Raw genomic sequence first — 22400 nt, 5'->3', positions numbered from 1 at the left:
CTAGAGTTCGAGGAGGGCGTCGAGTTCGGCGCCGATCTCGGCGACCGACCGGGCCGGTGCGGGCGCGGCCGGATCCGATGGCGACTGCGGTTCCGCTTCCGCCGTCCCGGACTCCGCGCGGCCGACTCCCAAACGCCGCATCAGCAGTTCCGCGATGTCCGCCGGGGTCGGGTGGTCGAAGGCGAGGCTCGACGGCAGTGCGACCCCGCCGGCGTTCGCGAGCCTGCGCCGCAGCTCCACGGCCATGAGCGAATCGAGGCCGAGCTCGCTCAGTACGGCCTTGCTCCTGAGCGCACCGGGGCCGGGCAGCCCCAGGACGACGGCGACCTCCTCCAGGACCAGCCGCGTGACCGCGGCGGCCTGTTCCTCGGGCGTCCGGCCCCGCAGGCGCTTGCGCAGCCCGCCGTCCGCCGTGTCCGCGCCGGCGCGGCGCAGCGAGGGCCGGACCAGCACCCGCAGCAGCGCCGGGGGTTCGCCGTCCAGCGCGGCCAGGTCGAGCCTGACGGGCACGAGGTTGCCGTCCGGCGAGCGCAGCGCACGGTCCAGCAGCCGCAGGGCCTTGGCGACGGGCAGCGGCGCGATGCCCTGGCGGCGCAGGCGCCCCAGTTCGGCCTCCGTGAGGTGCGCGGTCATTCCCGAGCCCGCCTGCTCCCACAGGCCCCAGGCCAGGCTGGTGCCGCCGCTGCGGGCGGCGAGGGCGTCCAGGTAGGCGTTGGCCGCCGCGTACGCGCCCTGCCCGGCGGAGCCGAGGGTGCCGGATATCGAGGAGAACAGTACGAACGCCGACAGGCCCAGATCCGCGGTGAGTTCCGCCAGGTGCGCGGCCCCGTCGAGCTTGGGGGCCAGCACCTTCCGCAGGCGTCGCTCGTCGTAGTCGAGCAGCAGGCCGTCGTCGATGACGCCGGCGAGGTGCAGTACCGCCGACCAGTCGTCCGCCGAGGACAGTACGCCGGCCACCTGCGCCCGGTCCGAGACGTCGCAGGCCAGCACCCGCACGGATCGCGCACCGGCCTCGGCCAGCTCCGCGGCCAGACTCCGGGCCTGCGGGTGTGCGGGGCCGGAGCGCGAGGTCAGCACGAGGTCGCGGACCCCGTGCTCGGTCACCAGGTGCCGGGCGACCGCCCTGCCGAGCTCGCCGGTACCGCCGGTGATCAGCACCGTTCCGTCGGCCACGGAGGCGGCCACGGAGGCGGCCGCGGAGGCGGCCGCGCCGGCCCCACCGGGCGCGCCGGCCGCGGTCAGCCGGGGCGCCAGGAGCTCCCCGTCCCTGACGGCGAGCTCCGGCTCGCCGGACACCGACAGCGCCGAGAGCAGGGTCGCGGCCTCGATCCGGTCGCAGTCGACGATCCGGACCACGGCCTCCGGGTGCTCCCGCCGCGCCGCCCGCAGCAGCCCCCACAGGGGCGCCTGGGCGAGGCCGCGCACGCGGTCCCCGGGGCGTGCGGCCACGCTGTCCCTGGTGATCCACACGAGCTCGGTGTCCTCGCGGGGCAGCAGCCGGCGCAGCAGGTCCAACGCGTGCGCGGTCGACGCGTGGGCGGCGGCCGCTCCTTCGGCATCCGCTCCTTCGGCTTCCACTCCCTCGGCGTCCCCGGTGGCGTCGATCAGGATCCGGCGCGGGCCGTCCTCCGAGACCGTCTCGGACGGCGCCACCCCGAGGGCCTCGGACACCGGGCCGCGGCCCAGGACCCGTACCGGCTCCGGGACCGCGGGCACCTGCGGCACGGGCCGGAAGGCCACGCGGTAGAGGTCGGGCACGGTGAGGGCGGCGCGCAGCAGGCCGGCGCTGACCGGACGCAGCCGCAGGGCGCCGACGTACGCCACCGGCGCCCCGCCCGGGTCGGTGACGGTGGCCCGGATCTCCTCGTCCCGGACGTCGACCCGGACGTGGAGCTCGGTGGCCCCCGTGGCGTACAGGCGGACGTCGCTGAACTGGAAGGGGAGTTGGGCCTCGGCGGAGGCCGGCACCACCGCGCGCATCACCTGCAAGGCGGCGTCCAGCAGGGCCGGGTGGACACCGAATCCGCCCGCCCCGCCGACCGGCAGCCGGACCACACCGCACGCGGTCCGGCCCTGACCGCGCAGATCGGCCACCCCGCGGAAGGCGGGGCCGTAGTCGACGCCCTGGGCGGCGAAGCCCTCGTAGAAGCCGGAGGGGTCGGCGGCGGGCAGTGCGGGCACCGACCAGTCGGCGGGCTCCGGACCGAACGCGTCCACCAGCACGCCCTCGGCATGGGTGCTCCACGCACCCGAGCCGTCCGCCCTGCCGTGCAGGGTCACCGGCCGCCGTCCGCCTTCGGAGGGGCCGATCCTGACCTGCACGTGTACCGCGTCCTCCAGCACCATCGGCCGCGACAGGGTCAGTTCGCCGACCCCGGCCGCCCCGGCCCGGCCGGCGCCCGCCAGGACCATGTCCAGCAGCGCGGTGCCGGGTACGACGACGGTGCCGAAGACCACGTGATCGGCCAGCCAGGGCTGGGTCGAGGCCGACACCCGGCCGGACAGCACCCAGCCGCCGTCGGCCAGTTCGGTGCTCTCGGTCAGCCACGGGTGCCCGGCGCCGGAGCCGTCCGGCCAGAAGCGCCTGCGCTGGAAGGGGTAGGTGGGCAGGTCGACGCGGCGGCGCCGCCCGCCGAGGAGCGCGGTCCAGTCCGGCCGCGCACCCGCCGTGTGCGCCCGGGCGACCGCCAGGGTCAGCGCCTCGGGTCCGGACCGGTCGGGACGCTGGGTCGCCACCACGACGGCGTCGCGGTCCAGGCAGTCCTCGATCATGGCGGCGGGGGTTCCGTCGGGGCCGATGTCGAGGAACCGGGTGACGCCCTCGCCGAGCGCGGTGCGGACCGCGTCGGCGAAGCGGACCGGTTGCCGCACCTGGCGCACCCAGTGGTCGGGACCGCAGGCGGTGACGGCCCGCCCGGTCAGGTTCGTCACCAACGGGATGCGCGGCGGGTGGAAGGTGAGGCCTTCGGCCACCCGGCGGAACTCGTCGAGCATGCCGTCCATGTGCGCGGAGTGGAAGGCGTGGGACACGTTGAGCCGTTTGGTGCGGCGTCCGGGGAGCCGTGCGGCCGCCTCGGCCACCGCATCGGCGTCGCCGGCGATCACCACGGACTCCGGCCCGTTGACCGCGGCGAGTGCCACCCGCGCGGACAGCAGCGGGGCCACCTCGTGCTCGCCGGCCTGGAGCGCGAGCATCACGCCGGTGTCCGGCTGGGCCTGCATCAGCCGGCCCCGGGCCACGACCAGCGCGCAGGCGTCCTCCAGGGAGAGGACCCCCGCGACGTGTGCGGCGGCCAGTTCGCCGACGGAGTGCCCGAGCACCAGGTCGGGTGTGACGCCCCAGCTCTCCAGGAGCCGGAACACCGCCACCTCGAAGGCGAACAGGGCGGGCTGGGTGAACTCGGTACGGCGCAGTGCGTCCGGGTCGTCGATGACCGCGGCGACCGGAAGGCGCAGGTGCCGGTCGAGCGCGGCGCAGATCTCCCGCCACGCGGCGGCGAACACCGGGTAGGCCTCGCACAGATCGGCTCCCATGCCCGCGCGCTGGGTTCCCTGCCCGGCGAAGACGAACGCCGTCCGGCCGTCGCCCGCCGATCCCCGCACCACCGACGCCGAGGACTCCCCGTCGGTGATCGCGCGCAGCCCGGCGAGCAGGTCGCCGGTGTCGCGGCCGATGACGACGGCGCGCTCCTGGAAGGGCGTGCGCGAGGTGGCCAGGGAGAACGCCAGGTCGGCCGGGTCGGTTTCGGGGTGCGTCCCGACCCGGACGGCCAGCCGGGACGCCTGTTCGCGCAGGGCCTGCGGGCTCCGCGCGGACAGCGCCCAGGGCAGCAGGGCCGGACGGGACCCGGCCACCGGTTCCCGGGCCTCGGCGGCCTGTTCGAGGATCAGGTGGGCGTTGGTGCCGCTGATGCCGAACGAGGAGACGCCCGCACGCCGCGGGCCGTCCCCGTCCCAGGCCACGGGGTCCGTGGCCAGCCGGAGGGAACCCGCCGACCAGTCGACATGGCGGGAGGGGGTGGCCGCGTGCAGGGTACGGGGCACCGTGCCGTGGTTCATGGCCAGCACCATCTTGATCACCCCGGCCACGCCCGCCGCCGCCTGGGTGTGCCCGATGTTGGACTTCACCGAGCCCAGCCACACCGGCCGGCCGGAGGCGCCGTAGGTGGCCTGCAGCGCGCGTGCCTCGATGGGGTCGCCCAGCGTCGTGCCGGTGCCGTGGGCCTCCACGACGTCCACGTCGGAGGCTTCGAGCCCCGCCGCGGCGAGCGCCTTGCGGATGACCTGCTGTTGGGCCCGGCCGTTGGGCGCGGTGAGCCCGTTGGACGCGCCGTCCTGGTTGACGGCCGAACCGCGGATCACGGCCAGCACCGGATGCCCGTTGCGCCGCGCGTCGGACAGCTTCTCCAGCAGCAGCAGCCCGCTGCCCTCGGACAGGGCCGTGCCCGAGGCGCCGTCCGAGAAGGCGCGGCACCGCCCGAGGGGGTCGAGGCCGCGCTGGCGGCTGAACCCGACGAACAGTCTCGGCGTGGCCATCACGGTGGCGCCGCCGGCCACGGCCAGCGTGCACTCGCCCCTCGCCAGGGCCTGCGCGGCGAGGTGGATGGCGACCAGGGAGGCCGAGCACGCGGTGTCGACGGTGACCGAAGGCCCCTGGAGGCCGAGCGCGTAGGAGACGCGGCCGGAGACCACGCTGGCGGCGCTGCCGGTGAGCCCGAAGCCCTCGGAGCCGTGCGGGGTGCCCAGCGAGGCGTAGTCCTGGCCGTTGGTGCCGAGGTAGATGCCGGTGTCGCTGCCCCGCAGCGCGGCCGGCGCCATCCCGGCCCGTTCCAGCAGCTCCCAGGACCCCTCCAGGAGGAGCCGCTGCTGCGGATCCATGGTCAGCGCCTCGCGGGGGCTGATCCCGAAGAACTCCGGGTCGAAGTCGGCGGCGGCCACGAAGCCGCCTTCGCGGACGTAGCTCGTACCGGCGTGGTCCGGATCCGGGTGGTAGAGCGCGGACAGGTCCCAGCCGCGGTCCTCGGGGAACGGGGTGATGGCGTCGCCGCCGTCGGAGAGCAGCCGCCAGAACCCCTCCGGATCGCGTACTCCCCCGGGGAACCGGCAGCTCATGGCGACGATCGCGATGGGCTCGGCCGCGCCCGCGGCCGCGTCCTCGGGGACCACCGCCGGGGCGGTGGCGGTGGCGGCGGCGGTGGTGGCGGCGGGGCGGGCGGCCGGGGCGGGCTCCCCGCCGGCCGGGCCGGGCTCGCCGGCCGGCAGGCCGCCTTCCTCGCGCAGGTACTCCTCGAGGACGTGGGCGGCGACCTGCGCGGGCGTGGGGTGCTCGAAGATCAGCGTGGCGGGCAGCCGCAGCCCGGTGGCCGCGCCGAGCCTGTTGCGCAGCTCGACGCCGAGGACCGAGTCGAAGGCGAGCTCCTTGAACGTGCGGCCGACGTCCACCGCGTCGGGCGCCGCGTGGCCGAGTACGAGCGCGGTCTGCGCCCTGACCTCGTCCAGTGCGGCGCGCGCCCGGCCGTCCGCGGGCAGTGCGGCCAGGCGCTGGCGGAACGCGGGCTCCCGGACGCCCGAGGGGTCCCGCCCGTCGGGCAGGTCGCCGAGCAGGGCACTGGGGCGGGTGGCGGTGAAGACCGTGCGGAAGCGGTCCCACCGCACGTCCGCCACGGTGACGCAGGGCTCCGGGGAGGCCACCGCCCGGTCCAGGGCCAGCAGGGCCAGATCCGGCGCCATCGGGGGTACGCCGTGGCGGTCGAGGACGTCCTTCACCGACCCCCGCGCCATGCCGTCCCCGTCCCAGGGGCCCCACGCCACCGAGGTCGCGGGCAGCCCCTGGGCGCGGCGGAGCGCCGCCAGGCCGTCCAGGTAGGCGTTGCCGGGCGCGTAGTTGCCCTGGCCCGGGACGCCGACGGTCGCGCCCCACGAGGAGAAGAGCACGAACGCGGCCGGCCCGGGGCTGAGTTCGTGCAGGTTCCACGCGCCCTGCGCCTTCACCCGCAGCGCCGCTTCGACCTGCTCGGGGGTGAGGTCCTGGACGAGCCCGTCGTGCAGGGCCCCGGCGGCGTGCACCACCGCGTCCGGCCGGGTCCGCCCGACCAGCCCGCGGACCGCCTCCCGGTCGGCGACGTCGCAGGCGACGACCTCGACCTCTGCCCCGAGCCGGCGCAGTTCGGCGGTGAGGGCGGCCGCCCGGGGTGCGTCCGGCCCGCTCCGGCTGACCAGCACCAGGCGTTCGGCGCCCTGGCCGGCCAGCCGCCGCGCCACCTCGGCGCCCAGCGCGCCCGTTCCGCCGGTGATCAGCACCGTCCCTGCGGGGCTCCAGGCGCGGGCCGGCCCCGCGGCGGCGCGGACCAGCCGGCGGCCGTGCGCCGCGGAACCCCGGATGGCCACCTGGTCCTCGCCGTGGCCGCCCGTGAGCACCCCAGCCAGGACCGTCCCGTCGTACGCGGCGGACACGTCGATCAGACCGCCCCAGCGCTCCGAGTGCTCCAGGGCGACGACCCGGCCCAGCCCCCAGAGCAGCGACCCGTCCGGGTCGACGGCCTCGTCGGCCACCGCGACCGCGTCCCGCGTCACGCACCACAGCGGGGCGTCCACACCGGCGTCCCCCAGCGCCTGTACGGCGGTCAGGGCCGCGGCGTAGCCGGCGGGAACCCCCGTGTACCCGGCGTACGGGCCGTCCTGCGCGGCCGGCAGGCACAGCACGCCGTCGCAGGCCGTGCCGCGCAGGCGGGCGGCCAGCGCACCGCGCTCCAGACCGGGTTCGACCTCCATGAGGGTGACGCGCAGTCCCCGTCCGGTCAGGTCCTCGGCCACCGAGCGCGCCCAGGCGTCGCCGGCGGGCGTGAGGGCCAGCCAGTCTCCGGGGCGCACCGCCGGTGCGGGAACCTGCTTCCAGCCGACGCGGTACTCCCAGCCGTCCAGGACGGACTCCGAGGTGCGGCGCCTGCGCCAGGAGGCCAGGGCGGGCAGGACGGGGGCGAGGGCGTCCCGGTCGAGGCCCAGGGTGCGGGCCACCCCGTCGAGGTCCTGCCGGCCCACGGCGTCCCAGAACGGCGCGTCCTGCGTCCCCCCGCCGGCGGCCGCCTCGGCGTCGATCCAGTACCGCTGGTGCTGGAAGGGGTACGTGGGCAGGTCCACGACGTGCGCGTCCGCCCGCTCGAAGGCGCGGCTCCAGTCGACGTCCACCCCGGCGGCGTAGGCCTCGGCCAGAGCCGTCAGGAACCGGCCGCCCTCCCGCCGGCGCAGCGTTCCGACGGTGCGCACCTCGGCGCTCTCCTCCACGCCCATGGTGAGCACGGGGTGCGGAGTGCACTCGATGAACACGCTGCGGCCTTCGGCGGCCAGCTCGCGTACGCAGGCGTCGAGTTCGACGGTGGAGCGCAGGTTCCGGTACCAGTAGCCCGCGTCCAGGGTCGCGGTGTCGATCCGGCCGACGTCCACGGTGGAGAAGAAGCCCGCCATTCCGGGACGCGGCCGGATCCCGGCCAGGTCGGTGAGGATGTCCTCGCGGATCGCCGCCACCTGCGCCGAGTGCGAGGCGTAGTCGACGGGGACCCGCTTGGCGCGGATCCCGGCGGATCCGCAGTGCGCGAGCAGCTGCGCGAGCGCCTCCGGTTCGCCGGAGACCACCGTGGCCCGCGGACCGTTGGCGGCGGCCACCGACAGCCGGCCCGGCCACCGCGCGGCCAGCCGCTGCGCGTCCGCGCGCGAGCACACCAGCGAGACCATGCCGCCCCGGCCCGCGAGGCCTCGGCGGATGGCCCGGGACCGCAGCGCCACCACGGCCGCCGCGTCCTCGAGCGACAGCGCGCCGGACACGCACGCCGAGGCGATCTCGCCCTGCGAGTGGCCGAGCAGGACCTCCGGGTCGACGCCGTGGTGGCTCCACAGCCGGGCCAGGGACACCATCACCGCCCACAGGGCGGGCTGTACGACGTCCACCCGTTCCAGGGCGTCCGCGTCGCCGATCACCTCGCTGAGGTTCCAGTCGACGTACGGACGCAGGGCCGCCTCGCACTGCGCGAACCGTTCGGCGAACACCGGTGAGGAGTCCAGCAGTTCGGTGGCCATGCCGGCCCACTGCGCGCCCTGTCCGGCGAACATCAGCACCGGGCGTTGCCCGCGGCCGGATCCGACGACCAGGTCCGGCAGCTGGGCCCCCGACGCGAGGGCTTCCAGGCCGCGGACCAGGTCCGCGGTCCGCGACCCCAGCAGGACGGCCCGGTAGGCGTGGTCGGCGCGGGTGGTGGCCAGGGAGAGGCCGACGTCGGCGGCCGAGAGGCCGGGGTGGGCGGCGAGGTGGGCGCGCAGCAGGCGGGCCTGTTCCCGCAGGGCGGGTTCGGAGCGCGCCGACAGCACCCAGGGGATCCGCGTCCGCGCGTCGGGAGCCCGGCCGCCGGCGGGTTCCCGGCCGTCCGCCGGCTCCCCGGCGGGGACGGTCTGCGTCGGCGGTCCGGCCAGGGCGAGGTGGGCGTTCGTACCGCCGTAGCCGAAGCTGCTCACCCCGGCCAGGCGCGGCCCCTGCGGCCACGGCCGGCGTTCGGTGACCACGGCCAGCTTCGCCGCGTCGAAGTCGATGTCCGGGTTGGGCGTGCGGAAGTGCAGGCTGGGGGGCAGCTCGCCGTGGAAGAGCGCCAGGGAGGTCTTGAGCACGCCGAGCACCCCGGCGGCCGGTTCGAGGTGGCCGAAGTTGGTCTTGGCCGACCCGATCCGCAGCGGGTCCCCGTCCTTCCTGCCCTCGCCGAACACGCTGCCCAGTGCCGCCGCCTCGATCGGATCGCCCCGGCGGGTCCCCGTGCCGTGCGCCTCCACGTACGCCACCGTGCCCGGGGCGGCCCCCGCCTCCCGCCAGGCCGAGCGCAGCACTTCGGCCTGCGTGTCGGCGCTCGGGGTGGCCAGGCCGTCGGTGGTGCCGTCGTTGTTCACGGCGCTGCCGCGGATCACCGCGTAGATCCGGTCGCCCTGCCGCCGGGCGTCCGCGAGCCTGCGCAGGACGACCACGCCGCAGCCCTCGCCCCGGACGTATCCGTTGGCGTCCGCGTCGAAGGCGCGGCACTGCCCGTCGGGGTTCTGCGTGCCGAACTTGGACATCGCCACGGTGGTGTGCGGATGGAGGACGAGGCTGACCCCGCCCGCCAGCGCGAGGTCCGACTCGCCGGACCGCAGGCTCCGGACCGCCTGGTGGACGGCGACCAGGGAGGAGCTGCATCCGGTGCCTATGGACATCACGGGGCCGCGCAGGTCGAGGGCGTAGGCGATGCGGGCCGGGATGATCGAGGTGTCCGTGCCGATGGCGGTGTGCGTGCGGATCTCGCCGGGGGACGCGCCGGTGGCCAGGTGGTACTCCTGCCACATGGTTCCGAAGAACACGCCGGTGGCCGATGCGGCGAGCCGGTCGGCCCGGATCCTGGCGTCCTCCACCGCGGCCCAGGCGACCTCGAGGGCGAGGCGCTGCTGCGGGTCCATCTGGGCGGCCTCGGTGGGCGAGATGCCGAAGAACGCGGCGTCGAACCCCGCGACGTCGTCGAGGAACCCGCCCCACCGCGTCGTCATCTTGCCGGGCGCGGAGGGGTCGACGTCATGCCAGTCATCGGCTCTCCACCGCTGCGGGGGGACCTCCGCGATGGCGTCGATCCCGTCCAGCAGGCCCTGCCAGAGCGCCCCGGGGGAGTCGATCCCGCCGGGGAGGCGGCAGCCGAGCCCGATGATGGCAATGTCGTCGGCGTTCATCACGCATCCTCACTTCGGGGCGGTCGCGGCCGACCACCCGGTCCCTACGGCTGCTCGTCGAGGCTGATCGCCTGGGAGGGGCACACCCGCACGCACTCCTCGACGCTGTCCCACAGTTCCTCGGGCGGGTGCGGGAGGAGCAGCACGACGGTCCCGTCCTCCGGGCTCTGGTCGAAGACCAGGGGTTCGGTCAGGGCGCACATCCCCGCGCCGCAGCACTGCGAACGGTCGACGTCGACCCTCATCGCCGTCACCAGCCGACCGGAAGGCGCCGCACGCCGTACATGGACGACAGGTGGGCCGTCTCGATCTCCTCGGGAGCGGCGGCCAGGTGCAGGTCGGGGAACTCGCGGATCAACTGGCGGAAGGCGATCCGCATTTCGACGCGGGCGAGCTGCTGCCCCACGCACTGGTGCACGCCGTAGCCGAAGCCGAGGTGGCGTCCGGCGTTGCGGGTCAGGTCGAGGAGGTCCGGATCCTGGAAGGCGCCGGCGTCGCGGTTGGCCGCGGACAGGGCCACGGTCACGACCTCGCCCGCCCGGATCTGCCGGCCCTCCAGCTCGACGTCCTGCAGTGCTCCCCGGATGATGCCGAACTGGACGATGCTCAGGTAGCGCATCATCTCCTCGACCGCGCCGTTGACCAGCGCCGGGTCCTTGCGCAGCAGCGCCAGCTGGTCCGGCCGGGAGAGCAGCAGACAGGTGCCGAGCCCCAGCATCTTCGCGGTGGTCTCGTGGCCCGCGGTGAGGACGAGCATCGCCGAGCCCGCGGCCTCCTCGTCCGTGAGGTCGGAGGCGGCGACCCGGCTCAGCAGGTCGTCCTCGGGCCTGTCGCGCTTGCGGCGGACCAGCCCGGTCAGGAATTCCGCCATCAATTGGAAGGCCTCCACGACCTCTTCCATCGAGCGGTCGTAGTCGAGCATGGTTTCCGAATGCTTCTGGAAGAAGGCGTGATCCTCGTACGGAACACCCAGAAGTTCGCAGATCACCAGCGAGGGAATCGGCAGGGCGAATTCTCGTACGAGATCAACCGGCGGGCCCATCTCGCGCATCGCCGCGATCCGGTCCGCGGTGATCCGTTCCACCTTCGGTTCCAGGTTCCTGGTCCGCCGTACGGTGAATTCGCCGGTGAACAGCTTCCGGAAACGGGTGTGCTCCGGGGCGTCCATGAAAATGAAGACACCGGGCCTCGTCGGCCCCGGTGCGCCCTCGCCGACCGCCATCCGGCGGTGTTCTCCGCGCGAGCTGAACCGGGGGTCGTTCAGCACGGAACGCGCCGCTGAGTACCCGGTGACCAGCCATCCGTTGGTGCCGTCCGGATAGGCGAGTCTGCTCACCGGGTGCTCGTCCCGCAGCTCGGCCAGCCCCGGCGGGGGGCTGAAAGGGCAGGTGCGCTCGGTGGGAAAGACCACCGGTTTCAGGTCGGTCCTGGTCAAGGTCGACTCCGTGGTTGTAAGGGCCTGTTCGGCCGGCCAGGCGGAACCCCTGCTCGGAGGACATCCGGTCACGCCCGGCCGCGGAAGCGGATTCCCTTGCTGACTTCGGGAAAAGTCCCGCGGAACGGCGTGACCCGATGATGCCAGACAACCCGGATATCGATCGGTCTGTTCATGTGGTGTGCAGCTTTCTCGCGATTGCGGCACCACCACTTCTTGAGCGCTCTCCTAGGAATTCTGTCCGGGGCTCCGGGTCGCGCCGACCAGTGCGGCCGAGTTGCCCGGTGCCTGCACACCCTCGAGCAGGTCCTGATGGGCCTGGCCGATTTCCTCGAAGGCGTAGGTGTGCCCCAGGTGGGGGTCCAGGAGGCCCATGTCGATGAGGCGGGTCACGGCGTGGCATTCGCGCGGATTGGCGAAATGGGATCCCTGGAGCCGCTTCTGCCTCATCCACAGGTATCTGAGGTCGACGTCCACGTTGAATCCGGACGTGGCCCCGCAGATCACGATCATGCCGCCGGTGCCGCACACGTAGACCGACGTGGGGATGGTGTCGCTGCCTGGATGCTCGAAGACGATCTTGGGCGAGGCCTTCTCGCCGAGGATGTTCCAGATCTCCCGCCCGAAGCGCCGGAGTTCGGCCGTCCACCGCTTGTGCTCTTCGGTGCCGGCCGGGGGCACGCGTCCCCAGTGGCTGTACTCGGTCCTGTCGATGACGCCCGCGGCGCCCAGGTCGAGGCAGTACTTGGCCTTCTCCGGCGAGGACACGACGGCGATGGGCCGGCCCCCCATCTGCCGGGTCAGGGAGATGGCCATGGAGCCGAGGCCGCCGGAGCCGCCCCAGATGAGGACGCCGTCCCCGGGCTGGACCGTGTTGGGCGCCCAGCCGTTGAGCTGCCGGTACGCGGTCGCGCCGGTCAGCAGGAAGCCGGCGGACTCCGCCCAGCTCAGCCTGGCGGGCCTGGGCAGGCACTGGAAGTCGGCGACCAGGGCGAACTGGGCGAACGAGCCCCAGTTCGATTCGTAGCCCCACGCCTGCAGGGAGGACGCGAGCATGGGGTCGACGCCGAGCCGGACGTCCGGATCGTGCTCGTCCCACAGGCCGGCCGAGACGATGACCTCATCGCCGACCTTGACCTGCCCTACGCCGGCGCCCACCTTCCAGACGATTCCCGAGGCGTCCGATCCGCCGACGTGGAAGGGCTCCGGGCTGCCCTGCCGCTGGCGTGCCGCCACCACGTCGACGGGATGGCCCTTGGCGGCCCAGACGTTGTTGTAGTTGATGCCGGCGGCCATGACCGCGACGAGCACGAACCCGGGCGGGACCTCGGGCGTGTCCACGACCTCCGTCCGGAAGGCGGTCGCCGGGTCTCCGTACCGGTCCGGGCGGATGACCGACGCGTACATGGATCTGGGGACGGTCCCGAGCGGGGGCAGGTCTCCCACCTCGTAGAGCGTGCTGGTCGTCGAGGAGTCCACTGTAATCTCCGGTGTCGAGTGGTCGGTTGGTCCCTGGCCCCTGTCCTGTGCCGCACCGTCAGACGGCGGAGGCGTCCGTCACCGGGAGGGCCCCGGCGGCGACCGCGTTCTCCAGCATGTAGCCCCGCCCCCACACGGTCCGGATGGACAGTCCGACGGGCAGGAGCCGGCGGCGGAGCCGCATGATGTGCAGATCGAGCGAGTTCCGGTTCAGCGTCAGCGCCCGCAGGGCGAAGCGCTCCACGAACTCGGTGCGGTGCACCACGTCGCCGAAGCGGTCGACGAGCAGCCGCATCAACTCGGTCTGCGTGGTGGAGAGGGTGATCGAGTGATGGCCGAAGCACAGGGTTCCGGTCGAGTCGATCGTCGGTACCCGATTGCTGTCGAAACGGTTCTGGAGGACCGCGACCCGGGCCTCCAGGTCGTCCCGGGACACCGGGGGGCGCACCCAGTCCTCGACCGGGTCGCTGCTGATCGGCGGCTGCGCGCCCGCCTCCACGACGAGCAGTCGCGGCATCCCCTCCTGCCGGCAGCGGGTTCTCAGATCCGCCTGCGCCGGCCATCGGACGAAGACGACGTCGGAGTTTCGACCGCCCACAGCACGCCCTCCCTGTACATCCCGCGTACATCCCGGTCCGTCCACGAAAGCGCGTGGACCTCTCGGCCCGGACGAGCGCCGGTCGAGCGGGGAAGGCGGTCCGGCGGGCAGGGGCCGCGCCCTCGGGACGCCGGCCGGTGCCGCCGCAGGTCGCCGGCCGGCCCCGCCGCAGGTCGCCGGCCCGCCCCGCCTCAGGGCGCCGGGATCGCCTCGCGCAGGCTCCGGGGGCGCATGTCGGTCCAGTGCTCCTCGACGTACGCGATGCTCTCGGCCCGCCCCGCCGGCCCGGCCGCGATCCGCCAGCCGCCGGGCACCTCGGCGAACGCGGGCCACAGCGAGTGCTGCTCCTCGTCGTTGACCACCACGTAGAACGCGCCGTCCTCGTCGTCGAACGGGTTCACTGCCATGTTTCCTCCGGTTCGGGGAGCGCGGCGCGGTCGACCTCGCCGCGGGCGGTCAGCGGCATGCGCGCGATGACCACGATGTCGTCCGGGACCAAGGGGGCGGGCAGTTCGGCCGCCAGCTGCCGCCGCAGCGCCGCCGGCAGCCTCGACGCCCGGCGGGACAGCGCGGGCGCGTTGGCGAGCGGCCTGTCCCGGGTGTCCGCGGGCGGCCGGTACACCCCGCCGTAGCGGCCCGCGCCGTCCGCGGGGACGATCACCGCCTCGAACCGGCCGGGTGCCTCGGCCGACCAGGTGCACAGGACCGCGCGGCCGTGCTCCTCGCCCCAGGCCTCCAGCGCGTGCGGGTCGAGCGGCGTCCCGTCCGCCGTGGCGGGCACCCCGCACTCGGCGGCCTCGCGCACCAGCCTGGCGTTGGGGATCCCGGTCAGCCGCAGGCGCCCGCCGTGCCGGGCCAGTTCGGCCCCGAGAGTTGACACCTGGTGCACGTCCGTACCCCAGATGACGGCGGGGACGTCCGCGAGCGGCGCCGGCCCGCTCGGCCGCTTGTGCAGCACGACCTCGTAGCGGTGGCGGGTGAGTTCGTTCCCGTCCGGCCCGGACTTCATCCGGATGTCCACGCCCGCGACCTCGTCGCGCTTCGCCGCCCAGGCGGTGAAGTAGGCCGGATCGAGGTGGAGTTCCGTCTCGCGGAGCACCGCGCGCGCTACCGCCGCCCGGACGGCGGACGGCTCGTCACCCGGGCGCTGGGCGTGGTGGACGGCCGTCAGCAGCTCCCGCAGCGTGCCGTGGTTGCGGACGTCGCCGATGAGGATCCGGCCGCCCGGCGCGAGCCGCCCGAGCGCGGTGTCCAGGACGCCCGAGAGGTAGGCGGCGTCGGGGAAGTACTGCACGACCGAATTGAGCAGGACCGTGTCGAAGTACTCCGCCGGCAACCCGTCGGCGCAGTCGGCGGGCTGGCAGCGCAGCGTGACTCTGTCCTTCAGCCGTGGATCCGCGCCGACCTGCCCGCCGAGGCGCTCGATCACCGACTCCGAGAAGTCGGTGGCCCAGTAGACCTCGGAATCCGGAGCCAGCGGCCCGAGCAGGAGGCCCGAGCCGACGCCGATCTCCAGCACCCGGCGCGCCCCCAGGGCGCGGACCCGCTCCACCGTGGCGTCGCGCCACTGGCGCATCTGCGGCAGGGGGATGGGCTCGCGCGTGTAGGAGCTGTTCCACCCCGTGAAGTCCTCGCCGATCCCGGTGCTGTCCGGCGCGGTGTCGCCGTACATCTCGTCGTAGATCGCGCGCCACTTCTCCACGTGCCGGGTCACGTCCGCGTCCGCCACCTCGGGCACCACGTACGCCACCAGGCGGGGCTCCCCGGGCCGGTCCTCGCGGCAGACCACGGCCGCCCGCGCCACGCCCTCCCGTTTCCGGAGCGCGGCCTCGACCTCCTGCAACCGGTCGGTGGTGCGCTGTTGCGCGTGCGTGAGGGGCGCCATGCTCCTGTCCCTTTCGGTCATCCTGCGCAGGGTCACTGGTGGGGCCACCCTAGGAAGGGATCCCCGGGTCATCCGACCGCCTGACAGATGTCTGCCAGACCCGGCCGGGCCCGCGCCGTGGGTTCAGGCCAGGGCCGCCACGGCCTCGCCGATGGCCGCCGCCAGGTCCGCCGGCCGGCTGGTCGGCAGGTCGTTGCCACCCGGCAGCGTCACGACCCGGAACGGTCCGGTGGTGAGCGCCGACCACGCCTCGACCTGGGCGCGTTCGACGGTGTGGTCGTCGAGGCCGTACACGGCCACCGTCGGTACCGCGACGGGCTCGGCGCCGCCGCGCTCGTACAGCTCCAGCTCGTGGGTCTCGACGAGTTCGTAGTCGGCGCGCAGGGCCGGCTCGACGATGTCGAGCAGCTCCTCGTTGGAGAGGAGCTGCGCGGGGAGGTATCCGTCCTCCACCACCTGCCGGAGGAAGTCCGGCCGGGGCAGCGCCCAGGTGGGCTCGCGGCGGACGCTGCCGGGAGCCGGGTTCGAGGACACGACCAGCGCCCGCACCCGGTCGGGGCCCAGGCGCCGGGCCACCTCGTAGGCGATCGTCGAGCCGGCGCAGTGCCCGTACAGCACCACCGGCCGGCCCTGTGCGTGGTCGCGCAGCTCAGCGGCGAGCTTGTCGGCGAGCTCGGGCATGACGGTCTGCGCCGGTTCCTCCAGCCGGGACTCCCGGCCCGGCAGGCGCACCGAGTAGGCGTCGAAGGCGCCGGAGAGCGCGACGCACAGCGGGCGCACGGTGGTCACGCCGGCGCCCGCGTGCGGAAAGGCGTACAGCGCGCACTCTTTGGGGCCATCGTGAGGGACACCGACGAACCAGCGGCTTTTCGTGTTTGTTCCCATGCACGTGAGGATGGCCAGTCATCGCGGCCCGCGGCCGCCAACCCTGACTGACCTCTGAAAGATCCTCGGCGATACGCCCGCCCGGACGGCGAGACTGCCCTCCGGAGAGCCAGTCGAAGACGCAGAGCACCGAGAGCGAACGCGGGAGACAGCGGTGGACAACTTCGGATCGGTCGGCGTGGCGAGCCCGGACCACATCGGCCACGCGGACCACACCGGCGGCGCGGACCACACCGGCGGCGCGGACCACGCCGGCCACGCGGACGACGCCGGCCACGCGGACGACGCCGGCCACGCGGACCACGCAGGCCACGCCGGCCACGACGGCCCGGACCTCGGGCTGCTGCGCGCCCAGGTGCGGCTCCAGTGGGCCGACGCACTGGAGCACGACGACTTCGGCGACGACGAGGACTTCTTCGAGGCCGGCGGGAACTCCCTGCTGGTCGCCGAGATCATGGCCATGCTCGGAGCCCAGCTCGGCGTACGCCTGGCGCTGCGGCTCTTCTTCGCCCACCCCACGGTGAACGAACTGGCCGACGCGCTGGCGGAGCACGAGGCCCTTCGGGCACCGGCCCGGTGAGCGCCGCGCCGGCGTCCGTCGCGGGCGCCCCCTGGAGCGCGTGGAACGAGACCGCGCGGCCCTTCCGCGCGGACGCCACGATCCCCGAGCTGATCGCCGAGTCCGCCGCCCGGTACCCGGACCACCCGGCGATCGTGACCTCCGACCAGCAGGTCCTCACCCACGGCGAGCTGGACCGCCGCTCCAGCCGACTGGCCCGGCTGCTGCGCGAGCGGGGACTGGGCCGCGGCTCCAGCGTGGGCGTCTACGGCCGGCGCGACGCCTGGGCCCTCGTCGGCATGCTCGCGGTGCTCAAGGCCGGCGCCTCCTACGTCCCGCTCGACCCGGCCTGGCCCGCCCCCCGGGTGGTCGGGCTGCTCGACCAGCTCGACGTGGCCGCCGTACTGACCGACCGGGCCTCGCTGCCCGCCGTACAGGAGTTCCGCTGGGAGGTGCCCTCGCTGCGCCACGTGGTGTGCCCCGACATCACCGAGGAGTTCTCCTGGTCGGCCACCTTCCGGCCCGAGCGGATCGCCGACCTCTTCGACCACGTGTCCGGCTCCCCGGACCCGCTCGAAGCCGCCGGCTTCAACACGCGCCGCTCGGAGCACCCCTTCACCACGGATGACCTTCGGGCCTACCAGGACCACGTGGCGGGCTTCGTACGGGCCGCGACCCGCGCCGAACGGCCCGCGGTCCTGGAGATCGGATGCGGATCCGGGCTGATCGTCGAGGCCCTGGCACCGGGGGCGTCCCGCTACGTCGCCGTCGACCCCTCACCGGTGTCCGTGGCCCGGAGCGAGGAGGCCGCGGCCCGCGCCGGGGCCCGGATCGAGGGCGCGGTCTGCTTCGCCCATGAGGCCGCCGAGCGGGTGAGCGGCCCGTTCGACGTCATCGTGCTCGCCAGTACGGTGCAGTTCCTGCCGGACCTCGACCACCTGACCGGCGTCCTCGACTCCCTCCTCGGGCTGCTCGCCGACGACGGGGTCATCGTCCTCGCCGACCTCGTCGATCCCGGCATCAGCGCCTACCCCGGCCTGCGGGTCCCGCCCCGCTTCGTCGAGCGCCTCCCCGAGCTCCTGCCCGGGGCGGCCCGTGCGAGCGTCCACCGCCGCCGGGCCGGGGAGCTCGCGGGCGAACTGGCCGAGCGGTACGACGCCGTCATCCACGCCGATCCGTCCCGCGACCGCACGGGGCCGGGCCGCGAGCCCCTGTGGACCGGCCATCACATCGCGCTCCGGCCGGACGCCCCCCTCGCCACCGGTCCGACGGCCGACGACGTCTGCTACACGATCTTCACGTCCGGCTCGACCGGCGCCCCCAAGGGGGTCGTGGTCACGCACCGGTCGGCGGTGAACCTCATCGACTGGGTGAACCGCGTCTACGGGGTCGGGCCCGCCGACAAGCTCCTGTTCGTCACGTCCTTCTGCTTCGACCTCTCGGTCTACGACATGTTCGGCGTGCTCGCGGCCGGTGCGACCATCCGGCTGGCCTCGGCGGCCGAACTCGCCGAGCCCGACACCCTGGTGGACGTCCTCGAACAGGAGGGCATCACCATCTGGGACTCGGCGCCCGCCTCCCTGGCCATGGCCATGCCCTTCGTCCAGGCCCGCGAGCCCGCCGGGCGCGACACGCTGCGCCTGGCCCTGCTCAGCGGGGACTGGATCCCGGTGCCGCTCCCGGACCAGATCCGCGCCGCGTTCCCGAACGCCGAGGTGGTGTCGTTCGGCGGCGCCACGGAGTGCACCGTCTGGTCCAACGACTACCGGGTGGGCGAGGTCGACCCCGCGTGGCCGAGCATCCCCTACGGCAAGCCGATGCAGAACGTCCGCTACTACGTCCTCGACGCCGCCCTGCGGCCCTGCCCGCTCGGCGCGGAGGGCGACCTGTACATCGCCGGCACCTGCGTGGCCCTGGGCTACGCCGGCGCCGTCCATCTCACCGCCGCCAAGTTCCTGCCCGACCCGGGAGCCGTACGCCCCGGCGAGCGCATGTACCGCACCGGCGACCGCGCCCGCTGGCTGCCGGACGGGAACCTGGAGTTCCTGGGCCGCCTCGACGACCAGGTCAAGGTCCGCGGCTACCGGATCGAACTGGGCGAGGTCCAGAGCGCCCTCCTGCAGTGCCCGGGAGTCCGCGCGGCCTCGGTGGTGGCCCCCACGGGCCCGGGCGGCCGCACCCTGGCCGGCTTCTACGTCCCGGAGGGCGAACCCCTCCGCAAGGCCGACCTGGTCCGCGCGCTGCGCACGATCCTCCCGCCCTACATGATCCCGACCCGCCTCACCGCCCTCGACACCCTCCCGCTGACCCGCACGGGCAAGGTCGACAGAGCGTCCCTCCTACGCCGCCTGTGAGCCCCGGGCCCGCCGGGCTCGTCCCAGCCGCTGCCGAGGGCGTAGACCAGCCCGCGATCCCAGGCGCCCCCCGTCCGGAACGAAGCCCCTGATCCCCCCGGACAACGCCGAAGGCCCAGGTCTGCGGACCTGGGCCTCCTGGCCATGAGCGGTGCGCGCTCCGCTTCTCATGGCTCGATCGCCGCGGTCAATCGTGTGTCGGGAGCCGGATGGCGGGTGGTTACATCGTCAGCGCGTCGGTCTTGTCGTTCCACGTACCGCCGTGCACGTACTTGAGAGTGGTCAGGTCGTAGCAGCTGCCGGCCGGTGCGGACATGGACGGGTCCGGCTGGAAGTCCCGGAAGTCGATCATCGTCCCGCCGAACTGGGCCCGGTTCACGCAGATGGCGCTGGCCTGGTCGCGGAAGCTCCAGTCGCTGAGGTTCTTGGTGCCACTGGCACTCCACTGAAGGCGGCGGCCGGTGTAGTTGGAGTGCTCCCACAGGCAGACCCACCCGTACGTACAGTCAGAACTCGCGAACGTCGAGGCGGGTGCCTGCCCCGTCACCGGCTGGCCGAGCGCCTTGCCGATCTCGTTCGCCTTCTTGGCGACTGCGGCGTTCTCCTTGACCAGGGACGCGTCCGCCTCGGCCTGGCTGTCGAAGCACTTGACCTGGCCGCTCAGCACCTCGGCGCAGACCTGAGCACCCTGCCAGCCCTGGGCGAGGTTGATCTGCTTGCCCTTGTAGGTCGCGATGACAGGCTTGGACGCGGCTATCTCCTTGCGCACCTGCTCCTCTGCGGCCGGGCTGAGCGTCCCGGAAGCAGGTGCGGACGGCGAGGGCGCGGCCGCCCCCGCCGAGGGTGCTGTGATGAGCATGGCGCCGACGGCGGCAGTCATGGCAAAGCCGATACGAACGAAACGCATAGAAGTCTCTCCCCGTTTTGAGCGACCTGACGGCCCCTCACTCTGCAAACACAGACGGATGGTTGGGATCAATCCAGCCAGCCGAGCCGGAAGAGTAACCAGGGGGCGCCGATATGCAGGTGACCGAGATCACCAACTACCGGCTTATGTGGGCGAGTTGGCCACATGATCGAGTTCTTTGGCCTGAACGGGTCCGCTACTGCCTCGGTGTCTGCCCGGCCTTGTCCGCGACGCCCCGGCCGACAATGGCCACGGAGGTCACCGGCGTTCCGGCCTTCCCCCACGCGCTGTCCTTGAGGAGCACCGTGCGCTCACCCAGCAGGCGCAAGCTGCCCTTGTCGAAGATCCATTCGGTGCGCTCGCCGTTGTGGACGCGGGCCACCGCGACGCCCGCTCGGCCGGCCGCGTCCGTTGACTCGGGTACCAGGACGACTCCGGGGATGCGGGCGGCAGCACGGTAGAGCGCGGCGCTGATCCCGGGAGGAGCCTCCACGGTCCGCAGCAGGTCGCCGATCGCGACGAACGCCTGTTGGTCGGGACCGGTGGTCGATCCCGAGTCGGAGCCGTGGTGGGAGCGGGCGTCGGCGTAGATCGTCTCCAGCAGGCGGTCGGGGTCGGTCGGAAGGGTTTCGAGGAAGCGGTAGGTGGGGCCGTTGAGGCTGGCGCTGTCCTTGCCCCGGACGGGATCCGTCGTGCTGCCCTTCGCATTGACGGTGAGCGTGCCGGCCGTCCCGTCCACGGATACCCAGCGCTCGGCCGATTCGTCCGTTCGAGACGGCTCCATCCCTCCGCCCGTGGTCTCGGACAGGGCTGTGGAGTGGCCGGTCGTCTTCGTGTAAAGGAACTGGCCGTCCCGGACGGCCGGAGCGGGCGCCGCCTGAGCGGCAAGAGCCACCCGGTCCAGCAACTGCACGGCCGCAGGTTCAGGCCGTGCGACGGGCGGGCGCCCGTCGGAGCCGTTCATCCCGAAGGTGACGGCCAGGGCCACGGCGCACGTCGCGGCCCCGGCCGCGAGGAAGAGGGCCATGGGGCGACGAGACCGGGTACGGGTGGGTCGAATGTTCCTTGCCGTCTCGCGCATCAGGTGCTCCTTGATCCGGTGGTGTCCACGGAATTGCAGGTCTGCATCGGAAAGGCCCGGCAGGCGCCGGAGGGTCTCCGCGCCCTCGTGCGGGTCGAGCAGTGCGTCGTCGGCGGCGTTCACAGGTTTCCCTCCCGTGCGGTTGGCGACGCGGGGGCGCGTCTGGAGGTCGGCGGCTCCGCGAGCTGCGCGGCCGCGAGTGTGCGGAGGCGGGCGCGGGTGCGGGAGAGGCGGGAGCGCACGGTGCCCACGGGCACCCCACACGCCTGCGCCACCTCGTCGTGGCTGAGGCCGGACCACACGTGCAGGAGGAGGACCTCGCGGTCCGTGCGCCGCAGCCGCTTCAGAACGGCGAGAGTCGCGGCGGCCTGAGCCGCATCGGCGATGCGGGACACGACGGCGTCCGCTACGTCGGGGACCGCGTCGGGGGGCGGGAGCCGGGCTATCGCGTCACGGTGCCGGCGTGCCGCCCTGCGGGTGTTCCGTATGACGTTCGTAGCGACCCCGAACAGCCAGGCCCGATGGCTGGTGACGCTGTCGAGCGTGTCGCGGAGCCGCCATGCCTCAAGGAAGGTGAGGGAGACGATGTCCTCGGCCCCGGTACGGTCCGCGGTCATGCGGACGGCGTGCGCGTACACGGCCTGGGCGTGTGCGTCATAGATTTCCGCGAACAGTTGGTGGTCCACACTGGGTAGTGTCCGCACGGACCACCGCGTTGCATGTGACCTGCGTCACCGACGGAGCCTCGGTGCCGCGAGTGATCCCACGACTCCGCGCGGCCGCAGCGGTCTCAAGGCCGACGCGGAGGGCCGTGCGCTCACCGACGCGTACCGCGCAGCGTCGACGACGAGCGGAACGATGCTCCCGGGGCCGCCGTGATCCGCCGGCTCTCGAAACCCGGTGCGGCAGCGAGAAGTTGCGCGCCGGAACCGATGCCGACCGCAGGCCCCCCGAGGGGCAAGGCCCAGGCAACACAAAAGCCCCAGGTCGTTGACCTGGGGCTTTGTCATGGAGCGGATGACGGGAATCGAACCCGCGCTATAAGCTTGGGAAGCTCATGTTCTACCATTAAACTACATCCGCACAGCGTGCCAGTTGCCTGGATCGCCAGCGTTGTCCACTCTACCCCATGATCGACCCCCGGTGAATCCGCCGCGGGGTCGTCGTCGTGTGTGGCGTACAGGGAGGCGTGTGCGGGCGGGAGTTGGGGCGTACCGTGTGGGTGCGGAGCGGCGGCTGGAGTGGGTCCCGATCATCCCCTAATGTGGCGATTCGTCGCAGTACGGCTCGTTGGGGAAAGGGACTCGATGGAGCACACCGTCGTCCGTTGTGCCGAAGGGCACGTTTTCAGTACCGCCTCCTTCCCGCTGCAGCACCTCGGTGCCGGCCGGATCGGGCCCGGGCGGCTGTTGCGGTGTCCGCGGTGCGCGCGGCTGAGGCAGGCCGTGCCCGTGGGTGGCGCCGTCAGGCGCTGAGGTCCGCGCGGCC

The 22400-nt window shown here is 73.6% G+C and carries 14 protein-coding genes and 1 tRNA gene; 3 read left to right on the top strand and 12 right to left on the bottom strand.

What is annotated here, in order from left to right:
* The 8 genes from AB0D66_RS01825 to AB0D66_RS01790 all read right to left on the bottom strand — a co-directional run bounded on the left by AB0D66_RS01825 (nucleotide 1) and on the right by AB0D66_RS01790 (nucleotide 16011).
* On the bottom strand, nucleotides 1-9729 hold the full coding sequence (locus tag AB0D66_RS01825; RefSeq protein WP_362295098.1) for a type I polyketide synthase: 9729 nt from the start codon (nucleotides 9727-9729) through the stop codon (nucleotides 1-3).
* A 44-nt stretch (nucleotides 9730-9773) separates the two neighbouring features.
* On the bottom strand, nucleotides 9774-9974 hold the full coding sequence (locus tag AB0D66_RS01820; protein WP_362295837.1) for a ferredoxin: 201 nt from the start codon (nucleotides 9972-9974) through the stop codon (nucleotides 9774-9776).
* 5 nt (nucleotides 9975-9979) lie between these two features.
* The gene (locus tag AB0D66_RS01815) at nucleotides 9980-11164 is read right to left on the bottom strand and encodes a cytochrome P450 (RefSeq protein ID WP_362295095.1); all 1185 of its coding nucleotides are present in this window, start codon (nucleotides 11162-11164) and stop codon (nucleotides 9980-9982) included.
* Nucleotides 11165-11392: 228 nt separating this feature from the next.
* Nucleotides 11393-12643 (bottom strand): crotonyl-CoA carboxylase/reductase, encoded by a 1251-nt coding sequence (gene ccrA, locus AB0D66_RS01810; protein WP_362295092.1) that lies wholly within the window; start codon nucleotides 12641-12643, stop codon nucleotides 11393-11395.
* A gap of 58 nt (nucleotides 12644-12701) precedes the next feature.
* A complete protein-coding gene (locus AB0D66_RS01805; protein ID WP_362295089.1) occupies nucleotides 12702-13160 on the bottom strand; it encodes a helix-turn-helix domain-containing protein in 459 nt (152 codons plus the stop codon).
* 272 nt (nucleotides 13161-13432) lie between these two features.
* Nucleotides 13433-13648 (bottom strand): MbtH family protein, encoded by a 216-nt coding sequence (locus AB0D66_RS01800; protein ID WP_362295086.1) that lies wholly within the window; start codon nucleotides 13646-13648, stop codon nucleotides 13433-13435.
* Complete coding sequence (locus AB0D66_RS01795) at nucleotides 13639-15147, bottom strand: methyltransferase (protein WP_362295084.1); 1509 nt, start codon at nucleotides 15145-15147, stop codon at nucleotides 13639-13641. Before AB0D66_RS01795 ends, AB0D66_RS01800 begins: the two co-directional genes overlap by 10 nt.
* A 102-nt stretch (nucleotides 15148-15249) precedes the next feature.
* Complete coding sequence (locus tag AB0D66_RS01790) at nucleotides 15250-16011, bottom strand: alpha/beta fold hydrolase (RefSeq protein ID WP_362295080.1); 762 nt, start codon at nucleotides 16009-16011, stop codon at nucleotides 15250-15252.
* Nucleotides 16012-16165: 154 nt separating this feature from the next.
* On the opposite strand from AB0D66_RS01790, the gene AB0D66_RS01785 reads away from it, so the two are divergent.
* Together AB0D66_RS01785 and AB0D66_RS01780 are read left to right on the top strand one after the other, a co-directional pair.
* A complete protein-coding gene (locus tag AB0D66_RS01785; protein WP_362295077.1) occupies nucleotides 16166-16591 on the top strand; it encodes a phosphopantetheine-binding protein in 426 nt (141 codons plus the stop codon).
* A complete protein-coding gene (locus AB0D66_RS01780) occupies nucleotides 16588-18924 on the top strand; it encodes an amino acid adenylation domain-containing protein (RefSeq protein ID WP_362295074.1) in 2337 nt (778 codons plus the stop codon). Before AB0D66_RS01785 ends, AB0D66_RS01780 begins: the two co-directional genes overlap by 4 nt.
* 220 nt (nucleotides 18925-19144) lie before the next feature.
* Here the strand turns inward: AB0D66_RS01780 and AB0D66_RS01775 are convergent, their stop codons facing one another.
* The 4 genes from AB0D66_RS01775 to AB0D66_RS01760 form a co-directional block, all read right to left on the bottom strand.
* Entirely contained in the window at nucleotides 19145-19804 is a 660-nt protein-coding gene (locus tag AB0D66_RS01775; protein WP_362295072.1) for a peptidase inhibitor family I36 protein, read from the bottom strand.
* 223 nt (nucleotides 19805-20027) lie between these two features.
* Nucleotides 20028-21035, bottom strand: coding sequence for a CU044_5270 family protein (locus AB0D66_RS01770; RefSeq protein WP_362295069.1), 1008 nt, complete (start codon nucleotides 21033-21035; stop codon nucleotides 20028-20030).
* Nucleotides 21032-21598: an RNA polymerase sigma factor gene (locus tag AB0D66_RS01765; protein WP_362295066.1), complete on the bottom strand. Its 567-nt coding sequence runs from the start codon at nucleotides 21596-21598 to the stop codon at nucleotides 21032-21034. The genes AB0D66_RS01770 and AB0D66_RS01765 overlap by 4 nt, the downstream gene beginning before the upstream one ends.
* 323 nt (nucleotides 21599-21921) lie before the next feature.
* Nucleotides 21922-21995 (bottom strand) — tRNA-Gly (locus tag AB0D66_RS01760).
* 179 nt (nucleotides 21996-22174) lie between these two features.
* Between AB0D66_RS01760 and AB0D66_RS01755 the strand changes: the two genes are divergently transcribed.
* Nucleotides 22175-22387, top strand: a complete 213-nt coding sequence (locus tag AB0D66_RS01755; protein WP_079154239.1) for a hypothetical protein — start codon at nucleotides 22175-22177, stop codon at nucleotides 22385-22387.
* Nucleotides 22388-22400: the final 13 nt, after the last annotated feature.

The sequence above is a fragment of the Streptomyces sp. NPDC048270 genome (assembly GCF_040652335.1).
Classification (GTDB): Bacteria; Actinomycetota; Actinomycetes; order Streptomycetales; family Streptomycetaceae; genus Streptomyces.
Note: the sequence above shows the minus strand (reverse complement) of the source record. Positions and strands in the feature narration are given on the sequence as shown.

Excerpts from the sequence above, each read along its gene's own strand:
- AB0D66_RS01800 (WP_362295086.1), bottom strand. The coding sequence starts at position 13,648 with ATGGCAGTGAACCCGTTCGACGACGAGGACGGCGCGTTCTACGTGGTG.
- AB0D66_RS01805 (WP_362295089.1), bottom strand. The coding sequence starts at position 13,160 with ATGCCGCGACTGCTCGTCGTGGAGGCGGGCGCGCAGCCGCCGATCAGC.
- AB0D66_RS01825 (WP_362295098.1), bottom strand. The coding sequence starts at position 9,729 with ATGAACGCCGACGACATTGCCATCATCGGGCTCGGCTGCCGCCTCCCC.
- AB0D66_RS01820 (WP_362295837.1), bottom strand. The coding sequence starts at position 9,974 with ATGAGGGTCGACGTCGACCGTTCGCAGTGCTGCGGCGCGGGGATGTGC.
- AB0D66_RS01755 (WP_079154239.1), top strand. The coding sequence starts at position 22,175 with ATGTGGCGATTCGTCGCAGTACGGCTCGTTGGGGAAAGGGACTCGATG.
- AB0D66_RS01790 (WP_362295080.1), bottom strand. The coding sequence starts at position 16,011 with ATGGGAACAAACACGAAAAGCCGCTGGTTCGTCGGTGTCCCTCACGAT.
- AB0D66_RS01795 (WP_362295084.1), bottom strand. The coding sequence starts at position 15,147 with ATGACCGAAAGGGACAGGAGCATGGCGCCCCTCACGCACGCGCAACAG.
- AB0D66_RS01775 (WP_362295072.1), bottom strand. The coding sequence starts at position 19,804 with ATGACTGCCGCCGTCGGCGCCATGCTCATCACAGCACCCTCGGCGGGG.